Below are 25,690 nucleotides of genomic sequence, written 5' to 3'. Positions count from 1 at the left end.
ACCGCCCGCCTCACGCGGCCTTGCGCTCGTCCAGGAACTGTGCGTCCTCGGTGGAGCCCTTCAGCGCCGCGGTCGAGGCCTGGGCCTCGATCGTGGTGGTCACCGCATCGAAATAGCCGGTGCCCACCTCGCGCTGGTGCTTGACGGCGGTGAAGCCCTTGGGCGCGGCGTCGAACTCGGCCTGCTGCAGCTCCACGAAGGCGCTCATCTGGTTGCGCGCGTAGCCGTAGGCCAGGTTGAACATCGAGTAGTTGAGGCTGTGGAAGCCGGCCAGCGTGATGAACTGGAACTTGTAGCCCATCGCGCCCAGTTCCTTCTGGAACCGGGCGATGGTGGCATCGTCCAGGTTCTTCTTCCAGTTGAAGGACGGCGAGCAGTTGTAGGCCAGCAGCTTGCCCGGGAACTTGGCGTGGATCGCGTCGGCGAACTGCTTGGCGAACGCCAGGTCGGGCGTGCCGGTCTCGCACCAGATCAGGTCGGCGTACTCGGCATAGGCCAGGCCGCGGCTGATCGCCTGTTCGATGCCGTTGCGGCTGCGGTAGAAGCCTTCCACCGTGCGCTCGCCGGTGAAGAAGGCCTGATCGTTGGCGTCGACGTCGCTGGTCACCAGGTCGGCGGCCTCGGCGTCGGTGCGCGCCAGCAGGATGGTGGGGGTGCCCATGACATCGGCGGCCAGGCGGGCGGCGACCAGCTTGGACACGGCCTCCCGGGTCGGCACCAGCACCTTGCCGCCCATGTGGCCGCACTTCTTGGCGGCGGCCAGCTGGTCCTCGAAGTGGACGCCGGCGGCGCCGGCCTCGATCATCGCCTTCATCAGTTCGAAGGCGTTGAGCACGCCGCCGAAACCCGCTTCGGCATCGGCCACGATCGGCGCGAAGTAGTCGACGAAGCCCTCGTCGCCGGGGTTCTTGCCCTCGGCCCACTGGATCTGGTCGGCGCGGGTGAACGTCGCATTGATCTTCTTGACCACCTTCGGCACCGAATCCACCGAGTACAGCGACTGGTCGGGATACATCTCGCCGTTGCTGTTCGCGTCGCCGGCGACCTGCCAGCCGGAAAGGTACACCGCCTTCAGGCCGGCCTTCACCTGCTGCATCGCCTGGTTGCCGGTGAGCGCGCCCAGCGTGTTGACGAAGGGCTCGGTGTTGATCAGGTTCCACAGCTTCTCGGCGCCGCGCCTGGCGAGGGTGTGCTCCACCTGCAGCGAGCCGCGCAGCCTCACCACGTCGGCGGCACTGTAGCCGCGCTTGATGCCTTTCCAGCGCGGGTTGTCGGCCCAGTCCTGTTCGAGCTGGGCGATCTGCTGTTCGCGCGAGAGTTGGGTGCGAGAGGTCATGAGGCTTGCTCCGAAGGTTGTTGAAAACTGATCCAGCCCGGCGCGTTCGCGCTTCGCTGCGTTGCAACAACTTTAAGTCTTCTAGAAGACCGGGTGCGCCTCTTGTGTCTTATACAAGAGATAAATTTTCTTGTTGTTTTTCAACAGGTTAAATGAGTCATTCCTCGATGCGGAATTTTGTTTCTCATATCGAGAAATTGAACGCATCCACGCACCCCCGCCAATTCACATCGCAAAATGCCGTTTTCGTCAGACGAGACTGCATCCAGCGTCCATTCGGCGCCGGCGTGGGTGCCGCTTCGCCGGGGCCTGGCACGGCGCCGCCCCGCGGCCGCCCGTGCGCGCAGCCGGCCGGGCCAGCGGCGTGAGCGCCGGCGGCTGGGGCATGATCGCCCTTTCACGCATGAACCGTCCATGAGCCCCGGGCCCCAGCGCCTCATCGCCTGCGCCTGTCTTGCGCTGAGCATGTCGCTCGTCGGCAGCTACGTCGCGCTGTCGAAGCCGCTCGTCGCCGCCATCCCCGTGTTCCTGCTGGCCTGGCTGCGCTTCGGCATCGGCGGCCTGGCCATGCTGCACTGGCTGCGCAAGCCCGCCAGCGAGCCGCCGCTGGCGCCGCGGACGCGGCAGTTGCTGTTCCTCGAGTCCTTCCTGGGCAACTTCCTGTTTTCGATCTGCATGCTGTTCGGCGTCAGCCTGACCAGCGCCGTCTCCGCCGGGGTGATCATGGCCGCCATTCCGGCCGTGGTCGCGCTTCTGAGCTGGCTGTTCCTGCGCGAACGCATCGCCCCGCGGACCTGGGCCGCCGTGGCGTGCGCGGCCGGCGGGATTGCGCTGCTGGCGCTGTCCGGTCCGGCACGGGCTGGCGCCGGCGACCGGGCGTGGCTCGGCAATCTGCTGGTGTTCGGCGCCGTCGTCTGCGAGGCCTCCTACGCCGTCATCGGCAAGACGCTGACCGGTGCCCTGGGTCCCAAGCGGATCACGGCGCTGATCAACCTCTGGGGCTTCGCGCTCGTGACGCCCTTGGGCGCCTGGGCCGCGCTGCGCTTCGATTTCGCGGCGGTGGGCACCGGCACCTGGCTGCTGCTGCTGTTCTACTCGCTCGCGGCCAGCGTGTGGACGGTGTGGCTCTGGATGACCGGGCTCAAGGCCATTCCGGCCGCGCAGGCCGGCGTCTTCACCGTGATGCTGCCGGTGTCGGCCGCGCTGGTGGGCGTCTTCGCGCTGGGCGAAGCGCTGGCTCCGCTGCAGCTGGCGGCCTTCGTGCTGGCGCTCTGCGGCGTGCTGCTCGCGACGCTGCCGGCCGGCTCACGCTAGCACCGCATCGCCTGCGGCGGCGGCCGACCGCGGACGCGAATTGCCTGTGGCGACGCGACGTTGATGCGTCTTCCTGCGGCACTGCGTGAGCAGCCGGGCGCGCTCCCCGGCGTGCGCCAGCGAGCGGGCAGCGACGCGCAGCGACTGCCGCCGCGATGCATCGAAGCGCGCGCCGAAGGCCGCTCCAGAGGGAAAACGCCCCTGAAAGCGCGTGCAAAAAACGCACAACCACGAGTGGAAAAAGCGATTTTTCGCTTGGAAACGCGTTTTTTCTCCAGTAGCATCCGCAGTGCCAGTGGGGAATGCAGGTTCCCATTGGTGATTAATCAACTTCTAGAAGGAAAGATCATCATGGCAACTGCGAAAAAAGCCGTCGCGAAGAAGGCACCGGCGAAGAAGGCTGCAGCGAAGAAGGCTGCACCGGCGAAGAAGGCCGCCGCCAAGAAGGCCCCGGCGAAGAAGGCCGCCCCCGCGAAGAAGGTCGTCGCGAAGAAGGCCGCTCCCGCCAAGAAGGCGGCTGCGAAGAAGGCGCCCGCCAAGAAGCGCACGCCGAACGCGGCGTTCATGAAGCCCCTGACCCCCGATACCGTGCTGGGTGCGGTGGTCGGTGCGGCCCCCCTGCCGCGCACGGAAATCGTGAGCAAGCTGTGGGCCTACATCAAGAAGAACAAGCTGCAGGACCAGACCAACAAGCGCATGGTCAACGCCGACGACAAGCTGAAGGTCCTCTTCGGCAAGAACCAGGTCTCGATGTTCGAGATGGCTGGCCTGATCGGCAAGCACGTCAAGTGAGGCGCCGGGCGCGGGCCCTGCGTGCCGCGCCCCCCGCCGTACCGCAAGGGCCGCTCGCGCGGCCCTTTTTCGTTGCTGCCGGCAATCGCTGGGCCGCATCCGCGGCCCCTGTCACTTCTGCAGCGCGTTCTGGCGGATCGCGCTGAGCGTGCCGCGGGTCGAGATCACCTCGGGGTCCAACATGACCTCGATCAGGGTGCCTTGCGGCCGCTCCAGCGCCGCCAGCAGCTGCGCCTCGAACTCTTCGGTCTTCGTGATCCGCACCCCCGCGTAGCCGTAGGCCCGCGCCAGCGCGGCGAAATCGGGATTGGCCAGCGGCGTGCCGCTGACGCGTTCCGGATACTCGCGCTCCTGGTGCATGCGAATGGTCCCGTACATCCCGTTGTTCAGCAGGATGACGATGCTCTTGCCGCCGTACTGCGCCGCCGTCGCGAGCTCCTGGCCGTTCATCAGGAAGTCGCCGTCGCCCGTCATGGTCACCGCGACGCGGCCGCTGGCCAGGCTCGCGGCGATGCCGGCCGGCACCCCGTACCCCATCGCGCCCACGGTGGGCGCCAGCTGCGTGCGATGGCCCTTGGCGAGGCCGTGGTGCCTGAAGAAGCGGTGCATCCAGCTCGCGAAGTTGCCGGCGCCATTGGTGTGCACCGCGTCGGCAGGCAGGTGCTTTTGCAACAGCGCGACGATCGCCGGCATGTCGACGCTGCCCGGCAGCGCCTGCGGCACCAGGTTGGCTTCGTAGTCGGCGTGCGCGGCTTGCGCCCAGTCACGCCACGGCACCTGCGCCGGCGCCTCCAGCGCCTCGAGCGAACGTGCGGCGCACGCCATCGAGGCATTGATCGCCAGGTCGGCGTAGTAGACCCGGTTCAGCTCCTCCGGCCCGGCGTGGATGTGCACCAGCTTCTGGCTGGTGCGCGGCGCCTTCAGCAGCGTGTAGCCGCCGGTCGTCATCTCGCCCAGCCGGGCGCCCAGCGCGATCACGAGATCGCACTCGCGGATCCGGGCGGCCAGCTTCGGGTTGATGCCGATGCCCACGTCGCCGGCGTACAGCGGATGGTGGTTGTCGAAGGTGTCCTGGAAGCGGAAGGCGTTGCCCACCGGCAGCGACCAGTTTTCGGCGAAGCGCTGCAGTGCCTGCGCCGCCTCGACGGTCCAGCCGCCGCCGCCGGCGATCACGAATGGCTTGCGCGCCGCCACCAGCAGCTCGCGCAGCCGGCGCAGCGAGTCGGGATCGGCCCACGCCTGCACCGGCTCGATGCGCGGCAGCGGCCGGGCCCGCGTGGTCCTGGTCAGCATGTCCTCGGGCAGCACCAGCACGACCGGCCCCGGCCGGCCGTTCATGGCGGTGGCGAACGCGCGCGCCACGTATTCCGGGATGCGATCCGGCTCGTCGATGCGCTCGACGCGCTTGGCCAGGCCCTTGGTGCTGGGTCCGAAGAAACTGCTGAAGTCGACTTCCTGGAACGCCTCGCGGTCGCGCTGGTCGCTGGCGACGTCGCCGACGAACAGCACCATGGGCGTCGAGTCCTGGAACGCCGTGTGCACGCCGATCGAGGCGTTGGTGGCCCCGGGGCCGCGCGTCACGAAGCACACGCCGGGGCGGCCGGTCAGCTTGCCGTGCGCCTCGGCCATGAAGGCCGCACCGCCCTCCTGCCGATTGATGACGAAGCGGATGCGGTCGCGGTACGCGTGAAAGCCGTCCAGCACCGCCAGGTAGCTTTCGCCGGGAACGCCGTACACCTGCGGCACTCCTTGCGCCACGAGGCACTCGACGATCAGGTGACCGGCCAGTTGGCCCGGGTCGGCGGCAGGAGCGATGGGCGGCGGTGTAACCATTGGACTTGACTTTATTAACTGATCGGTGAATTATTTGAAGATGCGAAGAGACGCTGTCCCCGCGGTCGAAGAGCGCCAGCGCGATGCCGACCGCTCCCAGAGCACCATCTTAGCGGCGGCCCGCGACGAGTTCGCCCAGCATGGGCTCGGCGGCGCCCGCATGGACCGCATCGCCGAGCGCGCCGGCGTGAACAAGCGGCTGATCTACTACTACTTCGAGGACAAGGACCGCCTGTTCCAGGCGGTGCTGGAGCAGGCGTACCGGCAGATCCGCGACGAGGAGCGGCAGCTGAACCTGCTGGCGCTCAAGCCGGCCGAGGCGGTCCGCCGGCTGGTCGAGTTCACCTGGGACTATTACCTCGCCAACCCCGAGTTCCTGTCGCTCCTGAACAGCGAGAACCTGCAGGCCGCGCGCCACCTGCAGAACTCGCAGCGGGCCCGCGAGATGAATTCGCCACTGATCGCCACCCTGGGCGAAATCCTGGAGCGCGGCCGCAAGGAAGGCAGCTTTCGCGGGGGCGTGGACCCGCTGCAGCTGTACGTGTCGATCGCCGGGCTGGCCTACTTCTACCTGTCGAACCACCACACGCTGTCGGCGATCTTCGGCCGCGACCTGATGACGGCCAAGGCACGCAACGAGCGGCTCACCCACATGTGCGACGTGATCCTGGGCTATGTGCTGCGCAACTGAGGACCGAACCCGCTGGCTTGCGCCGCGCCGGGTGGCCCCGCATAATTCACTATCCAGTTAATTAACGCCGGCGCAGCGCACGCGGGCTCCACCCATTCCCACCGGAGGAACGAATGACCACCCAACGGCTTGGACTCATCATGCACGGCGTCACGGGACGCATGGGCATGAACCAGCACCTGATCCGCTCCATCGTGGCGATCCGCCAGCAGGGCGGCGTGACGCTCGCCAATGGGGACAAGGTGGTGCCCGACCCGATCCTGGTCGGCCGCAATGCGGACAGGATCAGGGCGCTCGCGCAGGCCCACGGCATCGAACGCTGGAGCACTGATCTCGACGCCGCCCTCGCCGACCCGCGGGACACGGTCTTCTTCGACGCCGGCACCACCCAGATGCGCCCGGCGCTGCTGGCCAAGGCGATCCGCGCCGGCAAGCACGTGTACTGCGAAAAACCGGTCGCCACCAACCTCAACGAGGCGGTGGAGATCGCCCGGCTGGCCCGGGGCTCGGGCCTGAAGCACGGGGTCGTGCAGGACAAGCTGTTCCTGCCCGGCCTGCGCAAGCTGGACATGCTGCGCCGCGCCGGCTTCTTCGGCCGCATGCTGTCGGTGCGCCTGGAGTTCGGCTACTGGGTGTTCGAAGGTGACCTGCAGCCGATCCAGCGCCCGAGCTGGAACTACCGCGCGGAAGAAGGCGGCGGGATGATCCTCGACATGATGTGCCACTGGCGCTACGTGTTGGACAATCTGTTCGGCGCGGTGAAGTCGGTGTCCTGCCTGGGCGCCACGCACATTCCGCAGCGCTGGGACGAGGCCGGCAACCCGTACCGGGCCACCGCCGACGATGCCGCGTATGCGATCGCCGAGCTGGTCGGCCACGACGGCGAGCCGGTGATCGCGCAGATGAACATGTCGTGGGCCACCCGGGTGCGGCGCGACGACCTGGCGACCTTCCATGTCGACGGCACGCATGGCTCCGCGGTGGCGGGCCTGCAAACCTGCCGGGCCCAGAGCCGCGTCACGACGCCGCGCCCGGTCTGGAATCCGGACGTCAAGCAGCCGATGAACTTCTACGACCAATGGCAGGAAGTGCCGGACTCACAGTTCTACGACAACGGCTTCAAGATCCAGTGGGAACACTTCATCCGCCACGTCGCCGAGAACGAGCCCTATCGCTGGACGCTCGAGGAAGGCGCCAAGGGCGTGCAGCTGGTCGAGGCCGCGCTGCAAAGCTGGAAGGAGCGGCGCTGGATCGACGTGGCGCCGCTGGCGCTTTGAGGCGGCCATGGCACTGACGCTGCAACTGCCGGCGGCCGACGGCCGGCTCGCGCCCTACACGCTGCGCGGCTCCGCACCCGCGCGCCCCGCCGCCGGGGTTCGGTTCAACCGCGTCGCCTACTCGGCAGCCCACGTCGTGGCCGACCCGCTGGCCGCGGTCGATCCATGGCTGCAATGCGCCGTCGACTGGGACGCCACGATCGGCTACCGCCGGCACCTGTGGTCGCTCGGCCTGGGCGTGGCCGAGGCCATGGACACCGCGCAGCGCGGCATGGGGCTGGACTGGCCCACCTCGCTGGAGCTGATCCGCCGTTCGCTCGAGGCCGCGCGCGATGTCCCCGGAGCGCTGGTGGCGTGCGGCTGCGGCACCGACCACCTCGCGCCGGACGTGAACTCGGTCGATCAGGTGATCGCCGGGTACGAGGCGCAAATGGCCGCCATCGAGCGGCTCGGCGGCAGGCTGATCGTGATGGCCAGCCGCGCGCTGGCGCGGGTGGCGCGCAGTCCGGCCGACTACGAACGCGTGTACGACCGCATCCTGTCGCAGGCGCGTCAGCCGGTGATCCTGCACTGGCTCGGCGACATGTTCGACCCGGCCCTGGCCGGCTACTGGGGCAGCAGCGACATCGACAGCGCCATGGACACCGCGCTGGGCATCATCGCCGCCCACCCCGACAAGGTCGACGGCATCAAGATCTCGCTGCTGGACAAGGACAAGGAGATCGCCATGCGCCGGCGCCTGCCCGCCGGCGTGCGCATGTACACCGGCGACGACTTCAATTACGCGGAGCTGATCGCGGGCGACGGCGCGGGCGCCGAGCCGACCCACGGAAGGAGCGACGCCCTGCTGGGCATCTTCGACGCCATCGCACCGGCGGCCAGCGCGGCCCTGGCCGAGCTGGCGCAGGGCCGCCTGGAGCGCTTCCACGCGATCCTGGGGCCGACGGTGCCGCTGTCGCGGCACATCTTCGCGGCGCCGACCCGCTTCTACAAGACCGGCGTCGTCTTCATGGCCTGGCTCAACGGACACCAGCGCCACTTCACGATGGTCGGCGGGCAGCAGAGCGCGCGCTCGCTGCCGCACTTCGCCGAGCTGTTCCGCCTCGCCGACGCGGCGAACCTGCTGGAACGGCCGGAGCTGGCGGCGCGGCGGATGCGGACCCTGCTGGCGCTGCACGGGGTCGACGCCTGATGCGCGACTTCTCGCAGGACCATCGCTGGCTCTCGATCAACACCGCGACGGTGCGCCGGTCGCGCGGCGTCGAGCTGCCGCTGCCGCGGATCATCGAAGCCTGCGCGCGGCGCGGCATTCGCGCGATTTCGCCCTGGCGCGACCAGGTCGCGGCCGCCGGCCTCGGCCCGATCTCCAGGCTGGTCAGGACGCACGGCCTGGAGCTTTCCGGCTATTGCCGTGGCGGCATGTTCCCGGCCGTGGACGCGGCGGGACTCGCGGCCGCGCGCGACGACAACCGCCGGGCGCTCGACGAGGCCTGCGAACTGGGCGCCGCCTGCCTGGTGCTGGTGGTGGGCGGCCTGCCCGGCGCGCTCGCCGGCCGGGCGGCGCACAAGGACATCGCGCTGGCGCGCTCGCAGGTGCGCGACGGCATCGGGCAGCTGCTGGAGGAGGCGCGACGAGCGAACATGCCGCTCGCCATCGAGCCGCTGCATCCGATGTATGCCGCCGACCGGGCCTGCGTGAACACGCTGGAACAGGCACTGGACCTGTGCGACGAGCTCGATCCGTCGGGGGCGGCGGCCGCTCGCGCGGCGCTGGGCGTCGCCGTGGACGTCTACCACGTCTGGTGGGACCCGAAGCTGCGCCAGCAGATCGAGCGCGCCGGCCGCAGCCGGCTGCACGCGTTCCATGTCTGCGACTGGCTCACGCCCACCACCGACCTGCTCAACGACCGGGGGATGATGGGGGACGGGGTGATCGACATCGCGCGCATCCGCAGCTGGGTCGAGGCCCAGGGCTGGGCCGGCTACAGCGAAGTCGAGATCTTTTCGACCGGCAACTGGTGGCGGCGCGACCACGAAGAGGTGCTCGACACCTGCATCGCGCGGCACCGCAGCGCGGTGTGAGCGGGGCGGCGGTACGGCCGCCCGGCGAGGCCTGCGTCAGGCGACCTTGACGACCCGCGGCGCGGCGGCGGTGCCGCTGGCGGCGCTGGCACCGACTTCGATTTCGCCGGAGAGCTGGCCGCCCTCCTCGATCACGATCTTGCCGTAGCGCACGCGGCCGGTGACCTTGCCCGTGGCGTGGATCACGAGCTTCTGGCGCGCCGTCAGCGTGCCGTCGAACGTGCCGCGGATCTCGGCGATGTCGATCTCGGCGGAACCCTTGAAGGAGCCGCGCTCGGAGATCTGGATCACGCGCGAGTCCATCGTGGCCTCGACCGAGCCTTCCACCACCAGCGTGTCGCAGTCGGTGATCTCGACGCCCTTGAGCTTGATGTTGGGGCCGACGGTCAGCTTGCTCTCGCCGTCCTGCGTGACCGGCGCCGTGTGCACGGCCGGCGCAGCGGCCGCGGGAGCCGGTGCAGTCGCGGCAGCGCTGGTGCCCGTCGCCGCCGCATTCGGGCTGGTCTGGCGCTGGGCGTACGTATCGGGTTCGCGCTTGTTGAAGAACGGGGACTGCAATGCCATGGTGACTTCCTCTGAGTGGCGTTGAAAGAGCTGCCGATGCTACGGACGAGATCACTGGCGATCCAGACGGGTTCACGCAAGATCGGTAACAAACATCGTGGGACGATTCCGACGCGACCTGCACAGGGGCGCGACTTTTTTCGCGCCGGCGCGGCCGCTCGCTTGCGACATCGTGGCAGCGCGGTCACCATGTGTGTTCGGCAGGACGGAGGGGAACGGACAATGACCAGGCTCGGTCAAGGTGCGCGGGCGCTCGTCGCGCTCGCACTGGCGGGCGGCGGACTCGCCGCGCAGGCCGCCGGCGCGCTGCCGGCGGAAACCATAGACACCAGCGCGGCCAACCTGATGGTGGTGCTGCGCGAATCCGCCGGCGCCAACAAGCAGGACGAAGCGCTGGCGCCGTACGGCCGGCTGCAGGGCACGACCGCCGACGGCCGGCGGGTCGAGTTCGAGACCAGCTGGTACCAGTACCTCGGGGACATGCACATCCGGCTGGTGTTCGAGGGCAGCAAGACCTTGCAGAGCGCCTCGCCCGACGATCTCGCGCGGCTGCGTCTGAGTCCCGACCAGGCGCTGCGGCTGGCGGTGGCCAACCTGCGGCGCCTGCACGGCGCGCCGGTGGTGCAGCCGTGGACGGCCGGCCTGATGGAAGTGCGCACCGCCGCCCCCGAGCTCACCAGCAGCTACTTCCTCGATCGCGAGTTCTGGGCGTCGCTGCAGGCGGGCCATCCCGAGGGACTGGTGGTGGCGGTGCCGCGGCGCGGCGGCCTGGTGTACGCATCGGCGCACGACGAGGCCGCCGTCGCCAGCCTGCGTTTCAGCGTCGCCGCGCTGTATGCCGGCGGGCCCGGGGCGCGGCTGTCATCGGGCCTGTACCTGTTCAAGGACGGCCGCTGGTCGGTGTTCCAGGCGCCGCAGCCGGCCGTCGATTAAAGCCGCGCGCTCACTCCGGCTTGGCGCCGGAGATCTTCACGGCGCGGCCCCACTTCTGGATCTCCGCCGCGACGAAGGCGTCGAACTCGGGCCCCGTGGTCGGCGCCGGCACCGAGCCGCGCTCGGTGATGAAGCGCGCCATGCCTTCGCTGCGCAGCACTTCGTTCACCTCGCGCTGCAGGCGCGCGACGATCTCGGCGCTGGTGCCGCGCGGCGCCATCAGGCCGAGCCAGCCCACCGCCTCGAAACCCTTCACGCCCGCGACGCCGCTTTCGGCCACGGTGGGCACGCCGGGCAGCAGCGAGGTTCGGGTCGAGGAGGTCACGGCGAGTGGGATGGCGCGCTTGGCCTGGATGTGGGGCAGCGCCGCGGTGACCGAGTCGACCATCAGCGGCACCTGGTTGCCCAGGAAGTCGGCCTGCGCCGGCGCGCTGCCCCGGTAGGGGATGTGGGTGACGTACACGCCGGCCATCGACTTGAACAGCTCGCCGGACAGGTGCTGCGTGCCGCCGATGCCGGCGCTCGCGTAATTGAGCTGGCCCGGCTTCGCCTTGGCCTGTGCGGCCAGTTCCTTCATCGACGTGATGCCCGACTGCGGCGTGGCCAGGAACACCAGCGGCACCTTCGCGATCAGCGAGATGCCGACCAGGTCCCTGGTCGGATCGAAGCTCACCTTCGGGTACAGGGTCTGGTTCACGGCCATCGCGCTGCCGGCGACCAGCAGCGTGTAGCCGTCGGGCGCCGAGCGCACGACGAATTCGGTGCCGATGTTGCTGCCGGCGCCCGCCTTGTTGTCGACGACGACCGGCTGCCCCAGCCGCTTGGTGAGCTGGTCGGCGAGCGCCCGCGCAAAGATGTCGGTGGCCTGGCCGGCCGGGAACGGCACGACGAACTTGATCGGCTTGTCCGGCCAGTCGGCACGGGCGGGATGGGACAGGAGGGCCGCCAGCGCGACGGCCGTCAGCGCCGCCTTGGCGACGCGGCGACGGAGAGGATTCTTGGGAGTGTTCATGGGGAGGGGGGACTACGGGTGTTCGACGGCCAGCGCCGCTCGCGCGGCGATGGCTCGCGCGGCCCCGAGCATAGCCTCAACGCTCGCGGCGCCGAGCCGGATCATCGCGGCCACGTGCGCGGGATCAGAACCCGACGCTGTAGCGGGCGCCGCGGAACCGCAGCACCGCGGCCTTGGGCCGAATCTCCTCGAGCAGGATGCCGGAGCCGAGATCGGCGCCTTCGTTCACGACCTGGCCGTTGACGATCAGCATGCGCTGGGCGCGGTTGGCCGAGTACACGCCACCGTTGATGGCGAGCTTGGGCGCGTCCGGCGGCAGGCCGTTGACGATCGCCGCGTCGGCCGCTGCGGCCGCCGCCGCAGGTGGCGCAGCGGCCGGGGCGACGCCGGGGCCCGTCCCGGATGGCGTGGCGACTGGCGGTGCCGCGTTCGCCCGGGCTGGGGCCGCGGTCGTCGTCGCGACGGCTGGCGCCGCGCCCGACGGCGGCACCGATGGTGCCGCGGCCGCGGGGGCGGCCGCCTTCGCCGGCGCCGCGCCCGGTGCGGCCGCGGCCAGCGTCCGGCTGCGCCCGACCGGCGCCGCCGTCGTCCTGGCGTCCGGTGCCGGCGCAGCTGCGGCGGCCGGTGCCGGGGGCGGCATCACCGCTGCTGCGACGCGCTCTTGCGCCGGGGGCGCGCTGGCCGCCTCCGGCGCGACCGGGCTGACGGTCGCGGCCGCCGGCGCCGGTGCGGGCGTGGCGGCCACGGCCGGTGGCCGCGCCTGCTCGCTCGCTGCCGGCGGCATCGTTCCCGCGCCGCGGTCTTCGTAGAGAGACCAGCCGGCCCAGGCCAGCGCCGCGACCGCCGCCGCCGACGCGGCCCACAACCACGGCCGGGCGCCCGGCGTGGCCTGCCGCGGCCCCGGCAGCGGCGCCGGTTGCGCGTGGATGCCGCGCGCGGGATCGCGCTCGCGCTGGGCGTCGGCTTTCTTCAGGGCGTCGAGGATGTACGACATGGTCAGGATCCGGTGCGCAGGCGGGGCTCGTCGAGCCCGGCTGCGCGATTGAGTTGCATGAAGGTGAGCGGCCCCGGCTGCCCGTCGGCGGCCAGCCCCTGGGCCAGCTGGAAGGCTCGCAGCTGGCCGCGCAGCGCCGGGTCGAGACCGCTATGGGCGACCGGCGCCGCCGCGCCGTTCGCCTTCGCGAGACCGGCTGCCATCCAGTCCAGCGTGGCGGCGTCGGCGCCACCGCGCGCGCTGTATCCGGGCGGCACCCGCCACAGGGTCGCGAAGCTGCCTTGCCAGCGTTTGGCCAATGCGGCGAGGGTCACCGTCTGTTCGGTGCCGGCGGCACGCAAGGTCGCCGTGTCGCGCGTCAGGCCCGTCAGCAAGGCATACCGCGGGGCCCCGCCGTCCGCATCGAGCGTGATGATGCCGGGCCGCGCCAGTTCGCGAATCAGGGCGACGCTCAGGGCGCGGCTGAAGCACTGCAGGCCCTCCTTCTGCACCGCGCGGCAGGGGTCGCCGTCCGGCGGCAGGTCGACCTTCCAGGCCTTGGCCAGTTCGCGCCAGGCTTGGTCCTGGTCGCGCAGCAGCGTGGGCGCAGCGGTCGCCAGCGGCGCGCTGGCGGCCAAGGCTGCGGCGGCCGTCGGCAGCGGCGCGCTGGCGGCGAGCGGTGCGGCCCCGGGTGCCGCGCTCGCCGACGCCGCTGCCCCCTGGACGGCGCGGGTGGCGGGGGCCGATGCGGCCGGCGCCGGCCGGCGCGCCGCGAGCTGGGCGGGCGCCTGCGGCTCGAGCCAGCGGCTGGCGGCGGCGTACAGGCCGGCGCCGGCGGCGAGGCCCAGCCCCAGCGCCGCCACCGCGCGCGGCCAGCGCGCGGGCGCGGCCGGCGCCGTGCCGAACACCTCGGCCGCCGCCTTGTCCACCGTGCGCCGGTCGACCGTCCCCTGCCCGGTCGCGAACGCGCCGAGCAGCGAACGGTCGCACAGCAGGTTGACCCGGCGCGGCACACCGCGGGCCCGCTGGTGCACGCGTTCCAGGGCGGCGCGGTCGAACGGCAGCGGCCGCGAGAGCCCGGCCACTTCCAGCCGGTGCTGGATGTACTGCGCGGTCTCGGCGGCGCTCATCGCATCGAGGTGGTAACGGGCGATCACGCGCTGCGCCAGTTGCTCCAGCTCGGGGCGCGCCAGCATGCTGCGCAGCTCGGGCTGGCCGATCAGGATGATCTGCAGCAGCTTGCGCTCGCTGGTCTCGAGGTTGGTCAGCAGCCGCAACTGCTCCAGCACCTCGGCCGAGAGGTTCTGGGCCTCGTCGATGATCAGCACGTTGTTGCGGCCGGCCGCGTGTTCGCGCAGCAGGAACTCGTTGAGCGGGTCGAGGTATTCCTTCACCGTCCGCGGATGGTCGGGCGCCGGCACCGGGATGTGGAACTCGTCGCAGATCGACTGCAGCAGCTCGATCACCGTCAGCTTCGGATTGAAGATGTAGGCGACGTTGCAGTTGGCCGGAATCTGCTCCAGGAACAGCCGGCATACGGTGGTCTTGCCGGTGCCGATCTCGCCCGACAGCAGCACGAAGCCGCCGCCGGCGCCCAGCCCGTACAGCAGGTGCGCGAGCGCTTCGCGGTGGCGCTCGCTCATGTACAGGTAGCGCGGATCGGGAGCGATCGAGAACGGTTCCTGGGCGAGGCCGAAATAGGCTGCGTACATGGGTCCCAAGCATACCCCGCGGGGTGGGCGGGGGAGGCGCCGGGGCCCGGCCTGCCCTCAGGCGGCGGCGCGCACGGTGCGGCGCACGCGCTGCACCCGGAACGCGCTGGTGATCAGCACGGCCTGCATGGCCACCAGCACCAGCCAGACGCCCGCGTACTGGCCATGGTCGATCAGGCGGCCGAAGGCGAGCGGCGCCAGCGCCTGGCCGATGTCGAGCCCGGAATACACGACGCCATAGACGCGGCCGGTCGCGTTCTCGGGGGTCGAACGCTTCACGAGCAGGTCACGCGAGGGACCGGCGATGCCGCTGCCGAACCCCATCACGCCGAACAGCGCCGGAACGGCCAGCGCCGGCAGCGGCAGGGTGGCGACCAGCAGCGCGACGATCGCGCCCAGCCCGAAGCCGGCGCCGACGACCCGCTCGCAGCGGGCGGGATCGGCCGCCAGGAAGCCGCCCAGCACCATGCCGCCCGCGCTGCAGACCATGTAGACCGTCACGCACATGGCCCCGAGCGCCACCGGCACGCCGTGCAGCTGGCGCGCTGCTTCCGGCGCATAGGCCTGCACGCCGCTGAGGATCACGGCCCAGAACAGGAAGAACGCGAAGCACATCCAGACCGCGGGGATGCGCAGAAACTCGAGGCCGCCGTGGCTCGCTGCCGCCTGGTGCGGCGTGGCGCGCGGCAGCGCCAGCCGCCGCCGGTTCAGTGCCAGCACCACGAGCACGGCGAGCACCAGCGCGCCGGCCGCCGCCAGCGCGGCGCGCCAGGAGAAAGCGATCGCGATCGGCACCACCAGCGCCGGCGCCAGCGCCCAGCCGAGGCTGCCGGTGATACCGTGGAAGCTGTAGGCGTGGCCGAGCCGCCGCGCGCTCACCTTGCGATTGAGGAGCGTGTAATCGACCGGGTGAAAGACGCCATTGCCGATGCCCGCCACGATCGCGCACAGCGCCATCGTCCAGTAGTTGGGACTGGCCGCGAAGCCGAATGCCGCCAGGCCCACCAGCCCGAGGCCGCCGAGCAGGATCGGCCGCGGCCCGTAGCGGTCGACGAGGAACCCGGCCGACGCCTGCACCGCGCAGGAGACGACGAAGAACAGCGTCATCAGGAACCCGAGCTGGGTGTAGTTCACCTCCAGGGCATCCCGCAGCCAGGGGAACAGGGGCGGCAGCAGCAGCTGGCTGAAGTGGCTGATCATGTGGGCCAGGCCGACCAGGCCGATCACGCCCGCGTCCTGGCGCAGGCTGGCCGGGGCAGGCGCCTGGGCGCCGAAGGTGCTGCTCATGGCCGCGATGGTAGCGGCGCCGCGCCGCCCCGGGCGCACCGACCCTGCGGCGCGGCGGCGCTTTCAGCGCGCGATCTTGACCAGCAGCCCGGCGGCGATGCCCAGCGCCAGCAGCGCGAAGCCCTGCTGCAGCCGGGGCCCGGCCAGCCGGCCGGCGAAGCGGCGGCCCAGCAGCAGTCCGGCGAGCGCGCCGCCGGCGAACGGCCAGCCGACCTGCCACTGCATGTGGCCGGCGATGCTCGCACCGACGACGCCGACCGCGGACACCAGCGCCAGCACGCCCATCGACGTCGCGATGATCGCCTTCATCGGCAGGTCGCTCGCCGCCAGCAGGCTCGGCACCAGGATGAAGCCGCCGCCGACGCCCAGCAGGCCGGACAGAAATCCGGCCGCGGCGCCCGCGACGGCCAGGGCAGCGGCACAGGGAGTGTTCCAGCGCAGCCGGCCGGCGGCCGGGTCGAGCCGGCACGGCGGCGCGTGGGCCGCGGCCGGTACGGCGCCGTGCTGCTCCAGCCAGGCTTGCCGCAGCATGCGCACGGCGACGATCGTGAGCACCATCGCAAAGACCGCCGTGAGCGGCGCGTTGGGCACCCGCTGCGCCACCCACAAGCCGATGGGACTCGCCACGCCGCCGGCCAGGGCCATCAGCCCGGCGGCCCGGTAGCGCAGCACGCGCGAGCGCAGTCCGAGCATCGCGCCGGTGGACGCGGCCAGCGCCACGGCGAGCAGTCCGACCGGCGCCGCTTCGGCCAGCGTCAGGTGCAGCCCGAAGACCAGCAGCGGCACGGCGATGATCGCGCCGCCGGCGCCGGTGAGCGCCAGCACCAGGCCGACGAGCACGCCCATCCCCGGCGCCAGCCACGCGGCCGCCACCGGCTACTCCAGGACGGGGCTGCGTCGCGCCGCCGGCTGCGCCGAGAACTCGTGGACCGCCATGCCGGCGATCATGGCCAGCACGAAGACGAGGGCCGGCTGGAAGCCGGCGCCGGCAGCGACGATCGCCGGACCCGGACAGAAGCCCGCCAGACCCCAGCCGACGCCGAACACCAGGCTGCCCACCAGCAGCCGCTTGTCGATCGGCGCGTTGCCCGGCAACTGCATGGCGCCGCCGAGCAAGGCCGTGCCGCGCCGGCGGGCCGCCGCGAAGGCAAACACCCCGACGCCGATCGCACCGCCCATGACGAACGCGAGGGAGGGGTCCCAGGCGCCGGCGATGTCGAGGAAGCCGATCACCTTGCCGGGGTCGGTCATGCCCGAGAGGATCAGGCCGAGGCCGAACAGCAGGCCCACCAGGAATTCGACGAGTCGGTTCATGGACGCTCCCTCAGGCCAGCAGATGGCGCACGACGTACACCGTGGCGAAACCGGCCGCCATGAATGCCAGCGTCGCGGCCAGCGACCGCGGCGACAGCCGCGACAGGCCGCACACCCCGTGCCCGCTGGTGCAGCCGGACCCGTACCGGGTGCCCCACCCGACCAGCAGGCCGGCCACCAGCAGCACGGCGCCGCCGGCGTGGACGCGCGGCACGGCCGGCGGCGCGAACAGGGCCCAGACGGTCGGCGCCACCAGCAGCCCCGCCAGGAACGCGAGGCGCCAGCGGGCGTCGCCGGCGCGCGGTGCCAGCAGCCCGCCCAGGATGCCGCTGATGCCCAGCAGCCGGCCGCTCAGCAGGACGAACAGCGCCGCGGCCAGGCCGATCATCAGGCCGCCGGCCAGCGACGCCCACGGCGTGAAGTGGTTCCAGTCGATGGTCATGGGCGGTCCTCCCCGGCGGCGGTGCCCGGGCAGAACTGGGCGTGCAGCACCTGCATCACCGCCAGCGCCTGCGGGCTCGCGATGCGGTAGTACACGTGCTTGCCGTCGCGGCGGGTGTCCACCAGGCGGGCCTCGCGCAGCACACCGAGCTGTTGCGACAGCGTCGGCTGCACGATGCCCAGCGCCTGTTCGAGCTGGCCGACGTTGCGCTCGCCCTGCGCCAGTTCGCACAGCAGCAGCAGCCGGTCCGGGTTGGCGAGGCTCTTGAGCAGGGCGCAGGCCGCGTCGGCGGCCTGGCTCAGCTCCTCCAGTTCTGGGGCTGCTTCCTCGATCATGTTCCGGACTCCCGTGCGTTGACGCCGATCAATTTCGCGTCACTTCAAAAGATACTCTTTTTATATATTATCGTTTTCTATGCCGTTGGGGGAGATGAGCGCCGCGCTCCGGCAGCGGCCGGGACATGCGGCCGCAGCGGGGTGAGGACAGGCGAATGAGACGCGCGCCCGCTGGCGCTGCGGGATCGGGAGGCGAGGATTCAGGTGATGCGGCCGATCAGCCGTTCCATCTCGGCCATGATCGGCTCGAGCTTGGCCTGGGTCTTGGTGTCGGCGCCCAGGCGGGCCTCCACTTCCTGCTGCACCAGGCAGATCGTCATGTGGACGTAGGTGCTGTCGAGGGCCTTGCGCACCGCGGACAGCTGCTGCGCGACCTTCACGCAGGGCTCGCCCTCCTCGATCATGCGCTGCACGCCGCGCAGCTGGCCCTCGGCGCGCTTCAAGCGGTTGACGATGTCGGCGCGGGCGGCCGGGTTGTCCAAGGAAGCCATGGGTCGGTTCTCCAGGATGCGTCCCAGCGCCGGGCCGAGATGGTCCGGCGCAAAGCCCTGCATGATGCCAGCAGCGCGCCGGGCCGGGCCCGCCCCGGGATCGCCCGCCGCTGCGTCCGCGCGTTCAGCGGGCGCAGCTGGCGGCCGTTTCAGAGACACCCAGTTTCTTCAGGAAGAAGGCCAGCGGGCAGACGTTGGTGAACCCCGACTGGAGCAGGTTCGCGCCGACGAAGGTGGTGAAGGCCAGCGCCCACCTGCTCACGAAGAGCGGGCTGCCCTCGATGCCCAGGGCGAGCGAGACGAGGATGAACAGGCCGGCAAAGACGCGGATGTAACGGTCGACGGTCATGGTGGTCTCCAGGGGTTGAAAGTGATGGACGCGCGGATGAAGCTCAGGCGGCGGCGGGCGGCGCGGGATGCCGCCCCTGGTACAGGGCGAAATAGAGCACCGGGATCACCACCAGCGTGAGCAGCGTGGAGACCAGGATGCCGAAGATGAGGGACACCGCCAGCCCGTTGAAGATCGGGTCGTCCAGGATGAAGAAGGCGCCGATCATGGCGGCCAGCCCGGTGAGCGCGATCGGCTGCGCCCGCACCGCGGCCGCGTCGATCACGGCGTCGCGCAGGGGCCGGCCCTGGGCCACCTGCAGCTCGATGAAGTCCACCAGCAGGATCGAATTGCGCACGATGATGCCGGCCAGCGCGATCATGCCGATCATGCTGGTGGCGGTGAACTGCGCGCCCAGCAGCGCGTGCCCAGGCAGCACGCCGATCAGCGTGAGCGGGATCGGCGCCATGATCACCACCGGCGTCAGGTAGCTGCGGAACTGGGCCACCACCAGCAGGTAGATCAGGATCAGTCCCACCGCATAGGCGGCGCCCATGTCGCGGAAGGTCTCGTACGTGATCTGCCACTCGCCATCCCACTTGATCGCGTAGTGGCGCCAGGCGTCCGCCGGCTGGCGGATCCAGTATTCCTGCAGGCCGCCGGTGCCCGGCAGCGCCGCCGTCGCGAGCCGCTCGCGGATCGCGAACAGGCCGTACAGCGGCGAGTCGAGCCGGCCCGCCATGTCGCCGAAGACGTAGCTCACCGGCAGCAGGTCCTTGGTGTGCAGCGGCTTGTCGATCACGTCGCGCTCGACCTGCACCAGCTCCGACAGCGGCACCACCTGCCCGGACGCCGCGCGCACCGGCAGCGCCAGCAGCGCGTCCAGGCCGACCTGCGATTCGCGCGGCAACTGCAGCCGCACCGGGACCGGATACTTGCTGCGGCCGTCGTGCAGGTAGGCCGCGTCGGCGCCGGCGAGCGCGCTCTGCACCGTCTGCGCCACCGTGGCGACCGGAATGCCCAGCGACTCGGCGCGCTGGCGCCGCACCGTGAGCCGGGCGCGCGGCGCGTCTTCCTTGAGCGTCGTGTCGATCGCCACGATGTCGGGCGTCGCGCCGAAGGCATGCGCCAGCCGCCCGGCCAGGGCCTGGCGCCCGGCTTCGTCGGGGCCGTAGACCTCGGCCACCAGCGGACTCATGACCGGCGGCCCCGGCGGCACCTCCACCACCTTGATCCGCGCCTGGTGGCGCGCGGCGATCCGCTCCAGCTCGGGGCGCAGCCGCTGCGCGATCGGGTGGCTCTGCTGCGAGCGGTGGTGCTTGTCGACCAGGTTCACCTGCAGGTCGCCCTGCTCCGCGTCGGCGCGCAGGTAGTACTGGCGCACCAGACCGTTGAAGGTGATCGGGCTGGCGCTGCCGGCATAGCCCTGCAGGTCGCGCACCTCGGGCTGGCGCGCGAGGAACGCGCCCAGGTCGTGCAAGGCGGCCGCGGTGCCCTCCAGCGGCGTGCCCGCCGGCATGTCGACCACCACCTGGAACTCGCTCTTGTTGTCGAAGGGCAGCATCTTGAGCACCACCCACTGCACCACCGTCAGGCCGGCCGACAGCAGCAGCGCGGCCACGATGCCGGCCAGCAGCAGCCAGCGCTTGCGCGCGCTCGACAGCAGCGGCCGCAGCAGCGCGCCGAACAGGCGCTGCAGCCGCGGGCCCAGGCCGCGCTGCGACGCCAGCGGCTCGGCAGCGTGCTCGTGCTTCTTCAGCATCTTGAGCGCCAGCCAGGGCGTGACGGTGAAGGCGATCGCCAGCGAGATCGCCATGCCGAGGCTCGAGTTGATCGGGATCGGGCTCATGTACGGCCCCATCAGCCCGGTCACGAACGCCATCGGCAGCAGGGCCGCGATCACGGTGAAGGTCGCCAGGATGGTCGGACCGCCGACCTCGTCCACCGCGCCGGGGATAATGGCGCGCAGCGGCTTGTGCGGTTCGAGCTGCTGGTGCCGGTGGATGTTCTCCACCACCACGATCGCGTCGTCCACCAGGATGCCGATCGAGAAGATCAGCGCGAACAGCGACACCCGGTTGAGCGTGAAGCCCCAGGCCCAGGAGGCGAACAGCGTCGCCGTGAGCGTGAGGATGACGGCCGCGCCGACGATCACCGCCTCGCGCCGGCCCAGGGCCAGTCCCACCAGCAGGATCACGGAGCCGGTGGCGAAGGCCAGCTTCTGGATGAGCTTGTTCGCCTTCTCGGCGGCAGTCTGGCCGTAGTCGCGCGTGATCGTGCTCTCGATGTTGGCGGGAATGACCGTGTTGCGCAGCAGCTCCAGGCGCTCGCGCGCGCCCTGCGCCACCGACACGGCGTTTTCGCCGGGCTTCTTCGTCACGGTGAGCGTCACGGCCGGATAGACCTGTCCGGCCGGGGCCGCCTGGCCCGCCGCGGCCTCGCCGGCCGCGGCACCCGGCGTGAACCACACGTAGCGCTGCGGCAACTGGGCGCCGGCTTCGACCCGGGCCACTTCGCGCAGATAGACCGGCCGGCCCTGGCTGACGCCCACCACCAGCGAGGCGACATCTTCGGCGCTGCGCAGGAACTCGCCGGTCTCCACCGCCAGCATCTGCGAGACGCCGCCGTCGCCATCGAGGACGCTGCCCGAAGGCATGCGCAGGTTGGCCGCGGCCAGCGCGTTCTTGAGCCCCGGCAGGTCCACCTGCCGCTCGCGCAGCCGCTGCGGATCGAGCCAGACGTGGACGGCGCGGCCGGGGCCGCCCGTGCTCTGCACTTCGCGCGCGCCGGGCACCGACTTCAGCTCGGCCTCCAGCGTGCGGGTCACGCGCTCCAGATCGTTGGCCGGCAGCGCCTCGCGGCTCCACAACGTGACGCCGAACACAGGCACGTCGTCGATGCCCTTGGGCTTGACCAGCGGCGGCAGCACGCCGAGGTCGCGCGGCAGCCAGTCCTGGTTGGCGCTGAGCACGTCGTGCAGGCGCACCAGCGCCTCGGTGCGCGGCACGCCCACCTTGAACTGCACCGTGAGGATCGCCATGCCGGGACGCGCGACCGAATAGGTGTGCTCGATGCCGGCGATCTGCGCCAGCACCTGCTCCGCCGGACGCGCCACCATGTTCTGCACGTCCGCGCTCGAGGCGCCGGGGAACGCGATCAGCACGTTGGCCATGGTGACGTTGATCTGCGGCTCCTCCTCGCGCGGCGTCACCATGACGGCGAACGCGCCGAGCAGCAGCGCGACCAGCGCCAGCAGCGGCGTGATGGCATTGGCCTGGAACGCCGCCGCGATCCGGCCGGACAGGCCCAGCCGCCGCTCGCCGCCGTCGTGGGGGGTGGATGCCATGGTCTGGCTCACCTCAGCGCGTCCCCGCCCGGGCGCCGGCCAGTCCCGCCCGCACCGGGTCGATCGCCACCCGGTCTTCGGGCCGCAGGCCGGCCACGATCTCGACGCCGGCGGCGCCGTGGTCCGCGCCGAGGCGCACCGCCTTCAGCACGAACGCGCCTTCGGCCGAGGCGACGTAGACCGCGGTGAGTTCGCCGCGACGCAGGATCGCCGATGCGGGCACCAGCATGCGCACCGCCTCGCTGCCGCTGAAGCGCACCCGCACCTGCTGCCCCGGGGCCAGCTGGCCCGCCGCGGCCGGCGGCAACTCGAGCCGCCATTCGACGGTCTGGGCGACCGCGTCGGCCACCGGGAGCACCTCGCGCTGCACCGGCTTGATCCAGGCCGCTTGCCCGTTGCCGCCGGGAAGACGCACTTCCACCTGTCCCGCCGCGCGGGCGGCGGCGCCGCGCGACATCGGCACATGCACCACCGCCCGCAGCGGCTGCGGCGCGTAGACGGTCAGCAGCGGCTTGCCGGGCACGGCCAGGTCGCCGGCCTGCGCCAGCGTCTCGCGCACCCAGCCGTCGTACGGCGCGGTCACCCGCGTGAAGCCCTGGGCCAGGGCGGACTGGCGCTGCCCGGCGACCGCCTGCTCGCGGGCGGCCTGCGCCGATTTCAGGCCCGCCTCGGCGGTGTCGAGCGCCGCCTTGCTCACGAAGCCCTTGGACTGCAGCTCGCGGGTGCGCCGCTCGTTGGCTTGCGCGTTGCGCAACTCCGCTTCCGCCTGCGCCACCTGGGCCTGGCTGCGCTGCAGGCCGGCCTGACTTTCGCGGTCGTCGATGGTCGCGAGCAGCTGGCCGGCGCGCACCCGGTCGCCGGCCGTGACGGCCAGCTGGATCACGCGTCCGCTCGCCTGCGCCGATACCGTGCTCTGCTTCACCGGTTCGATCACGCCGTCGAACTCGAAGCCCACGGCCACCGCCTGGCCGGCGGCTTTCACGACCGGGACCTCGGGTCCCGGCGCGTCGGCGGCCGCGGCCGCGGCCAGCGCGGGCGCGAGCACCAGTGCCAGCGCCGCGAGGCGGCGGCGCAGCGGGTCAGGATGGCGGGGGCGATGGTCCGGCATGGCAGGTTCGTGTCTGTACTGCCTGGAGTATACAACATACCCCCAGGAGTACAACGTCGACCTCCTGCCGCCGACGGACTGGCCCGCGCGCCGGCCAGGGCGCTCAGCAGCCGCTGGCGCTCATGAGCTCATCCTGCCCGCGCGCGGCGCCGGTCAGGCCTCAACGACCGTAGAGCGCGCGGCAGGCACCGATGGCGGCTTCCATCATCGAGCGGACGACCGGCTGTACCCGGCGGGCCGCCGCCTCGTCGTAGCCGAACGGCGCGGTCTCGCTCATGTAGGTGCATTGGCACATTTCCAGTTGCACCGCCTGGACCTGGCGCTGCGGCGCGCCGTAGCGGCGCGTGATGTAGCCGCCCTTGAAACGCCCGTTCAGGGCGTGCGTGAAGGCGCCGGCCGCCGCCGCGGCCGCCGTTCGCACGGCCTCGCCCACCGACGGATCGGCCGCGGTGCCGCCGGCCGTGCCGATGTTGAGGTCCGGCAGCCGGCCTTCGAACAACCAGGGGATCACCGAGCGGATGCTGTGGGCGTCCCACAGCAGCACGTAGCCGTGCTCGCCGCGGATGCGATCGAGCTCGGCGGCCAGGGCGTCGTGGTAGGGCTGCCAGTAGCCGGCCCGGCGCCGCAACCGCTCTTCCGGGCCCGGCTCCTGCCCCGGCCGGTACAACGGGGTGCCGTCGAAGAAGCGCGTCGGGCACAGCTCGGTGTTGGACGCACCGGGATACATCGGTGCGTCGTCCGGCGGCCGGTTCAGGTCGATGACGTAGCGCGCATAACGGGGCCGCAGCACGCTGGAGCCCAGCGCCGGCAGCCAGTCGTAGAGCTGGTGCAGGTGCCAGTCGGCGTCTTCGACGGCAAGGGCGCGGGGGAGGTAGCGCTCGCGCAGGTCGGCCGGGATCTCCGTGCCGACGTGGGGCATGCTCACCAGCAGCGGCGAGCTGCCGCGGTGCAGATCGAAACTCATCTCAAAACATCCGGAAGAAACAGCAGCCGCGGTTGTACCCCATCCGGCCCGCCCGATCGCCGGCGCGGCGCCAACGAGCGCGGCGCGGCTGTCGGAATCATTCCTACAGCTGCCTCAGCCGTAGTCCGACCGCTGAGCTGGCGGCCGCGGCCCACAATGCGGGTGCCTGCGCAGGGTCGACCCCGGCTGCAGCGGATACGGGGAACAATCATGAGCGGTTCGGACAACACCAAGGACGATCGAAGCGAGGAGCAGCCATCCTCGGGCGAGCAGCACGAATCGGGCACCACGGGCGAAGGCGCGGCCAGCGCCCTGGCGCACATGATCTCGCAGGGCCAGCGGCAACGCCGCCACAGCGGCGACGCGGACGACGCAGCCGGAGGCCAGCGCTCGTGAACCGCGACCACACGCCCGAGGACCCTGCCGAAAGCGGCGGCCAGCACCAGCAGTCCGGCGACCCGGCGCGCACCGGTTCGGGCGCGGACGCGGCCTTCCGCGCCATGGTCAAGAAGCGCCGGCGCGATCCCCTGCCGCAGGACCCGGCGCCACCGGACGACGGCGGGGCCGACCCGGAACCCTGACCGCGGCCGCCGGCCCCCTCCCATGAAGCGCAGCGCCGGTCTTCTGATGTTCCGCCGCACTGGCGGCGGCCTGGAAGTGCTGCTGGCGCATCCGGGCGGCCCCTTCTGGCGCCACAAGGACGAAGGCGCCTGGAGCATTCCCAAAGGCGAATACGGCGATCCCGAGCAACCGCTCGCAGCCGCCCAACGCGAGTTCGGCGAGGAGACCGGGCTGGCCGTCGTGCCGCCGCTGCTGCCGCTGGGCGAGGTGGTGCAAAAAAGCGGCAAGCGCATCAGCGCCTGGGCCTTCGAAGCGGACTGCGATCCGGCCCAGCTGCGCTGCAACGAGTTCGAACTGGAATGGCCGCCACGCTCCGGCCAGCGCCAGCGCTACCCGGAGGTCGACCGCATCGGCTGGTTCGGGCTGGCCGAGGCCAGGCGCAAGCTGCTGCGGGCGCAAGGGGAGTTGCTCGACCGGCTCGAGCAGGTGCTGGCCGGGCGAAGCTAGGCTGCCGCTCGCAGCCGCAGCGGGTCGCCCTCGGCACCGTCGCCGATCAGATTGCCCAGCTTGAAGATGCCGCTCACCCGCATGGCGGCCTGGCCATCCGCGCTGACCACGCCCTGGGCGAACACCATGCTGCGGGTGCGCCGCAGCACCTGGCCCTCGCCCTGCACCCAGGCGCCCAGCGCGGCCTGCGCCAGGTAATCCACCTGCAGGCTGATCGTCGGCAGAAAGCGCCGCTCGTGGCCCGGCTCGTACAGGATCACGCACGGCAGCAGCATGTCGGCAAAGGTGGCGAGCATGCCGCCGTGGCAGATGTTCAAGGGATTGGTGTGCCGCGCCTCGACCCGGAACCCCAGCTGGACGCCCTCCCCGGCGAGCCGCGCGTACAGGGGGCCGTTGTGCGCCAGGAAAGGGCCGCCGATGGCGACGGGGCGAAAGCCGGCGGGAATGGATGCTGGTTCGGTCACGCGCGGATGCTAGCCGCGCACGGG

The 25,690-nt window shown here is 71.3% G+C and carries 27 protein-coding genes; 10 read left to right on the top strand and 17 right to left on the bottom strand.

What is annotated here, in order from left to right; genetic code table 11:
• Window positions 1–10: 10 nt before the first annotated feature.
• Window positions 11–1,336 (bottom strand): isocitrate lyase, encoded by a 1,326-nt coding sequence (gene aceA, locus VNT59_RS08470; protein ID WP_325497888.1) that lies wholly within the window; start codon window positions 1,334–1,336, stop codon window positions 11–13.
• Window positions 1,337–1,750: 414 nt separating this feature from the next.
• On the opposite strand from aceA, the gene VNT59_RS08465 reads away from it, so the two are divergent.
• Together VNT59_RS08465 and VNT59_RS08460 are read left to right on the top strand one after the other, a co-directional pair.
• Complete coding sequence (locus tag VNT59_RS08465) at window positions 1,751–2,650, top strand: DMT family transporter (protein ID WP_325497887.1); 900 nt, start codon at window positions 1,751–1,753, stop codon at window positions 2,648–2,650.
• 351 nt (window positions 2,651–3,001) lie between these two features.
• Entirely contained in the window at window positions 3,002–3,442 is a 441-nt protein-coding gene (locus VNT59_RS08460; protein WP_325497938.1) for an SWIB/MDM2 domain-containing protein, read from the top strand.
• Window positions 3,443–3,553: 111 nt separating this feature from the next.
• Here the strand turns inward: VNT59_RS08460 and VNT59_RS08455 are convergent, their stop codons facing one another.
• The gene (locus VNT59_RS08455; RefSeq protein ID WP_325497886.1) at window positions 3,554–5,275 is read right to left on the bottom strand and encodes a thiamine pyrophosphate-binding protein; all 1,722 of its coding nucleotides are present in this window, start codon (window positions 5,273–5,275) and stop codon (window positions 3,554–3,556) included.
• 40 nt (window positions 5,276–5,315) lie between these two features.
• On the opposite strand from VNT59_RS08455, the gene VNT59_RS08450 reads away from it, so the two are divergent.
• The 4 genes from VNT59_RS08450 (at window position 5,316) to VNT59_RS08435 (ending at window position 9,325) form a co-directional block, all read left to right on the top strand.
• On the top strand, window positions 5,316–5,966 hold the full coding sequence (locus VNT59_RS08450) for a TetR/AcrR family transcriptional regulator (protein WP_325497885.1): 651 nt from the start codon (window positions 5,316–5,318) through the stop codon (window positions 5,964–5,966).
• A 113-nt stretch (window positions 5,967–6,079) separates the two neighbouring features.
• Window positions 6,080–7,243 carry a Gfo/Idh/MocA family oxidoreductase gene (locus VNT59_RS08445; RefSeq protein WP_325497884.1) on the top strand — a complete coding sequence of 388 codons (1,164 nt, stop codon included), beginning with the start codon at window positions 6,080–6,082 and terminating at the stop codon, window positions 7,241–7,243.
• 7 nt (window positions 7,244–7,250) lie between these two features.
• Window positions 7,251–8,435 (top strand): dihydrodipicolinate synthase family protein, encoded by a 1,185-nt coding sequence (locus VNT59_RS08440; protein ID WP_325497883.1) that lies wholly within the window; start codon window positions 7,251–7,253, stop codon window positions 8,433–8,435.
• On the top strand, window positions 8,435–9,325 hold the full coding sequence (locus VNT59_RS08435) for a sugar phosphate isomerase/epimerase family protein (protein WP_325497882.1): 891 nt from the start codon (window positions 8,435–8,437) through the stop codon (window positions 9,323–9,325). Before VNT59_RS08440 ends, VNT59_RS08435 begins: the two co-directional genes overlap by 1 nt.
• A 36-nt stretch (window positions 9,326–9,361) precedes the next feature.
• Here VNT59_RS08435 and VNT59_RS08430 read toward each other — a convergent pair whose 3' ends face one another.
• Window positions 9,362–9,889: a polymer-forming cytoskeletal protein gene (locus VNT59_RS08430; protein WP_325497881.1), complete on the bottom strand. Its 528-nt coding sequence runs from the start codon at window positions 9,887–9,889 to the stop codon at window positions 9,362–9,364.
• Window positions 9,890–10,111: 222 nt separating this feature from the next.
• Between VNT59_RS08430 and VNT59_RS08425 the strand changes: the two genes are divergently transcribed.
• The gene (locus VNT59_RS08425) at window positions 10,112–10,822 is read left to right on the top strand and encodes a hypothetical protein (protein WP_325497880.1); all 711 of its coding nucleotides are present in this window, start codon (window positions 10,112–10,114) and stop codon (window positions 10,820–10,822) included.
• Between the two features lie 10 nt (window positions 10,823–10,832).
• On the opposite strand, the gene VNT59_RS08420 is transcribed toward VNT59_RS08425, so the two are convergent.
• From VNT59_RS08420 to hutG, 13 genes are all read right to left on the bottom strand, one after another.
• Entirely contained in the window at window positions 10,833–11,834 is a 1,002-nt protein-coding gene (locus VNT59_RS08420) for a tripartite tricarboxylate transporter substrate binding protein (protein WP_325497879.1), read from the bottom strand.
• A gap of 124 nt (window positions 11,835–11,958) precedes the next feature.
• Window positions 11,959–12,828, bottom strand: coding sequence for a general secretion pathway protein GspB (locus VNT59_RS08415; protein WP_325497878.1), 870 nt, complete (start codon window positions 12,826–12,828; stop codon window positions 11,959–11,961).
• Window positions 12,829–12,830: 2 nt separating this feature from the next.
• On the bottom strand, window positions 12,831–14,519 hold the full coding sequence (locus VNT59_RS08410) for an ExeA family protein (protein WP_325497877.1): 1,689 nt from the start codon (window positions 14,517–14,519) through the stop codon (window positions 12,831–12,833).
• 57 nt (window positions 14,520–14,576) lie between these two features.
• A complete protein-coding gene (locus tag VNT59_RS08405) occupies window positions 14,577–15,806 on the bottom strand; it encodes an MFS transporter (RefSeq protein ID WP_325497876.1) in 1,230 nt (409 codons plus the stop codon).
• 63 nt (window positions 15,807–15,869) lie between these two features.
• Window positions 15,870–16,652, bottom strand: coding sequence for a sulfite exporter TauE/SafE family protein (locus VNT59_RS08400; protein WP_325497937.1), 783 nt, complete (start codon window positions 16,650–16,652; stop codon window positions 15,870–15,872).
• A 30-nt stretch (window positions 16,653–16,682) separates the two neighbouring features.
• The gene (locus tag VNT59_RS08395) at window positions 16,683–17,120 is read right to left on the bottom strand and encodes a YeeE/YedE family protein (protein ID WP_325497875.1); all 438 of its coding nucleotides are present in this window, start codon (window positions 17,118–17,120) and stop codon (window positions 16,683–16,685) included.
• Between the two features lie 10 nt (window positions 17,121–17,130).
• Window positions 17,131–17,562, bottom strand: coding sequence for a YeeE/YedE family protein (locus VNT59_RS08390; protein ID WP_325497874.1), 432 nt, complete (start codon window positions 17,560–17,562; stop codon window positions 17,131–17,133).
• Complete coding sequence (locus VNT59_RS08385) at window positions 17,559–17,897, bottom strand: metalloregulator ArsR/SmtB family transcription factor (RefSeq protein ID WP_325497873.1); 339 nt, start codon at window positions 17,895–17,897, stop codon at window positions 17,559–17,561. The genes VNT59_RS08390 and VNT59_RS08385 overlap by 4 nt, the downstream gene beginning before the upstream one ends.
• A gap of 200 nt (window positions 17,898–18,097) precedes the next feature.
• Complete coding sequence (locus VNT59_RS08380) at window positions 18,098–18,388, bottom strand: metal-sensing transcriptional repressor (protein ID WP_325497872.1); 291 nt, start codon at window positions 18,386–18,388, stop codon at window positions 18,098–18,100.
• A 124-nt stretch (window positions 18,389–18,512) separates the two neighbouring features.
• A complete protein-coding gene (locus tag VNT59_RS08375; protein WP_325497871.1) occupies window positions 18,513–18,737 on the bottom strand; it encodes a DUF2892 domain-containing protein in 225 nt (74 codons plus the stop codon).
• Window positions 18,738–18,780: 43 nt separating this feature from the next.
• The gene (locus VNT59_RS08370; protein ID WP_325497870.1) at window positions 18,781–22,062 is read right to left on the bottom strand and encodes an efflux RND transporter permease subunit; all 3,282 of its coding nucleotides are present in this window, start codon (window positions 22,060–22,062) and stop codon (window positions 18,781–18,783) included.
• 13 nt (window positions 22,063–22,075) lie between these two features.
• Window positions 22,076–23,170 carry an efflux RND transporter periplasmic adaptor subunit gene (locus VNT59_RS08365; protein ID WP_325497869.1) on the bottom strand — a complete coding sequence of 365 codons (1,095 nt, stop codon included), beginning with the start codon at window positions 23,168–23,170 and terminating at the stop codon, window positions 22,076–22,078.
• Between the two features lie 160 nt (window positions 23,171–23,330).
• On the bottom strand, window positions 23,331–24,134 hold the full coding sequence (gene hutG / locus VNT59_RS08360; protein WP_325497868.1) for an N-formylglutamate deformylase: 804 nt from the start codon (window positions 24,132–24,134) through the stop codon (window positions 23,331–23,333).
• 210 nt (window positions 24,135–24,344) lie between these two features.
• Here hutG and VNT59_RS08355 point away from each other — a divergent pair, with 210 nt between their 5' ends.
• The 3 genes from VNT59_RS08355 to VNT59_RS08345 are packed head-to-tail and all read left to right on the top strand — an operon-like array spanning window position 24,345 to window position 25,202.
• The gene (locus VNT59_RS08355; protein WP_325497867.1) at window positions 24,345–24,530 is read left to right on the top strand and encodes a hypothetical protein; all 186 of its coding nucleotides are present in this window, start codon (window positions 24,345–24,347) and stop codon (window positions 24,528–24,530) included.
• Window positions 24,527–24,715 carry a hypothetical protein gene (locus VNT59_RS08350; RefSeq protein WP_325497866.1) on the top strand — a complete coding sequence of 63 codons (189 nt, stop codon included), beginning with the start codon at window positions 24,527–24,529 and terminating at the stop codon, window positions 24,713–24,715. Before VNT59_RS08355 ends, VNT59_RS08350 begins: the two co-directional genes overlap by 4 nt.
• A 22-nt stretch (window positions 24,716–24,737) precedes the next feature.
• Entirely contained in the window at window positions 24,738–25,202 is a 465-nt protein-coding gene (locus VNT59_RS08345) for an NUDIX domain-containing protein (RefSeq protein ID WP_325497865.1), read from the top strand.
• Here VNT59_RS08345 and VNT59_RS08340 read toward each other — a convergent pair.
• Window positions 25,199–25,666, bottom strand: coding sequence for a PaaI family thioesterase (locus VNT59_RS08340; protein ID WP_325497864.1), 468 nt, complete (start codon window positions 25,664–25,666; stop codon window positions 25,199–25,201). The genes VNT59_RS08345 and VNT59_RS08340 overlap by 4 nt on opposite strands.
• Window positions 25,667–25,690 lie beyond the last annotated feature (24 nt).

This window comes from Ramlibacter sp. (assembly GCF_035554825.1).
In the GTDB taxonomy this organism is placed as follows: domain Bacteria; phylum Pseudomonadota; class Gammaproteobacteria; order Burkholderiales; family Burkholderiaceae_C; genus Ramlibacter.
This window is presented reverse-complemented; position numbering and strand designations above follow the sequence as displayed.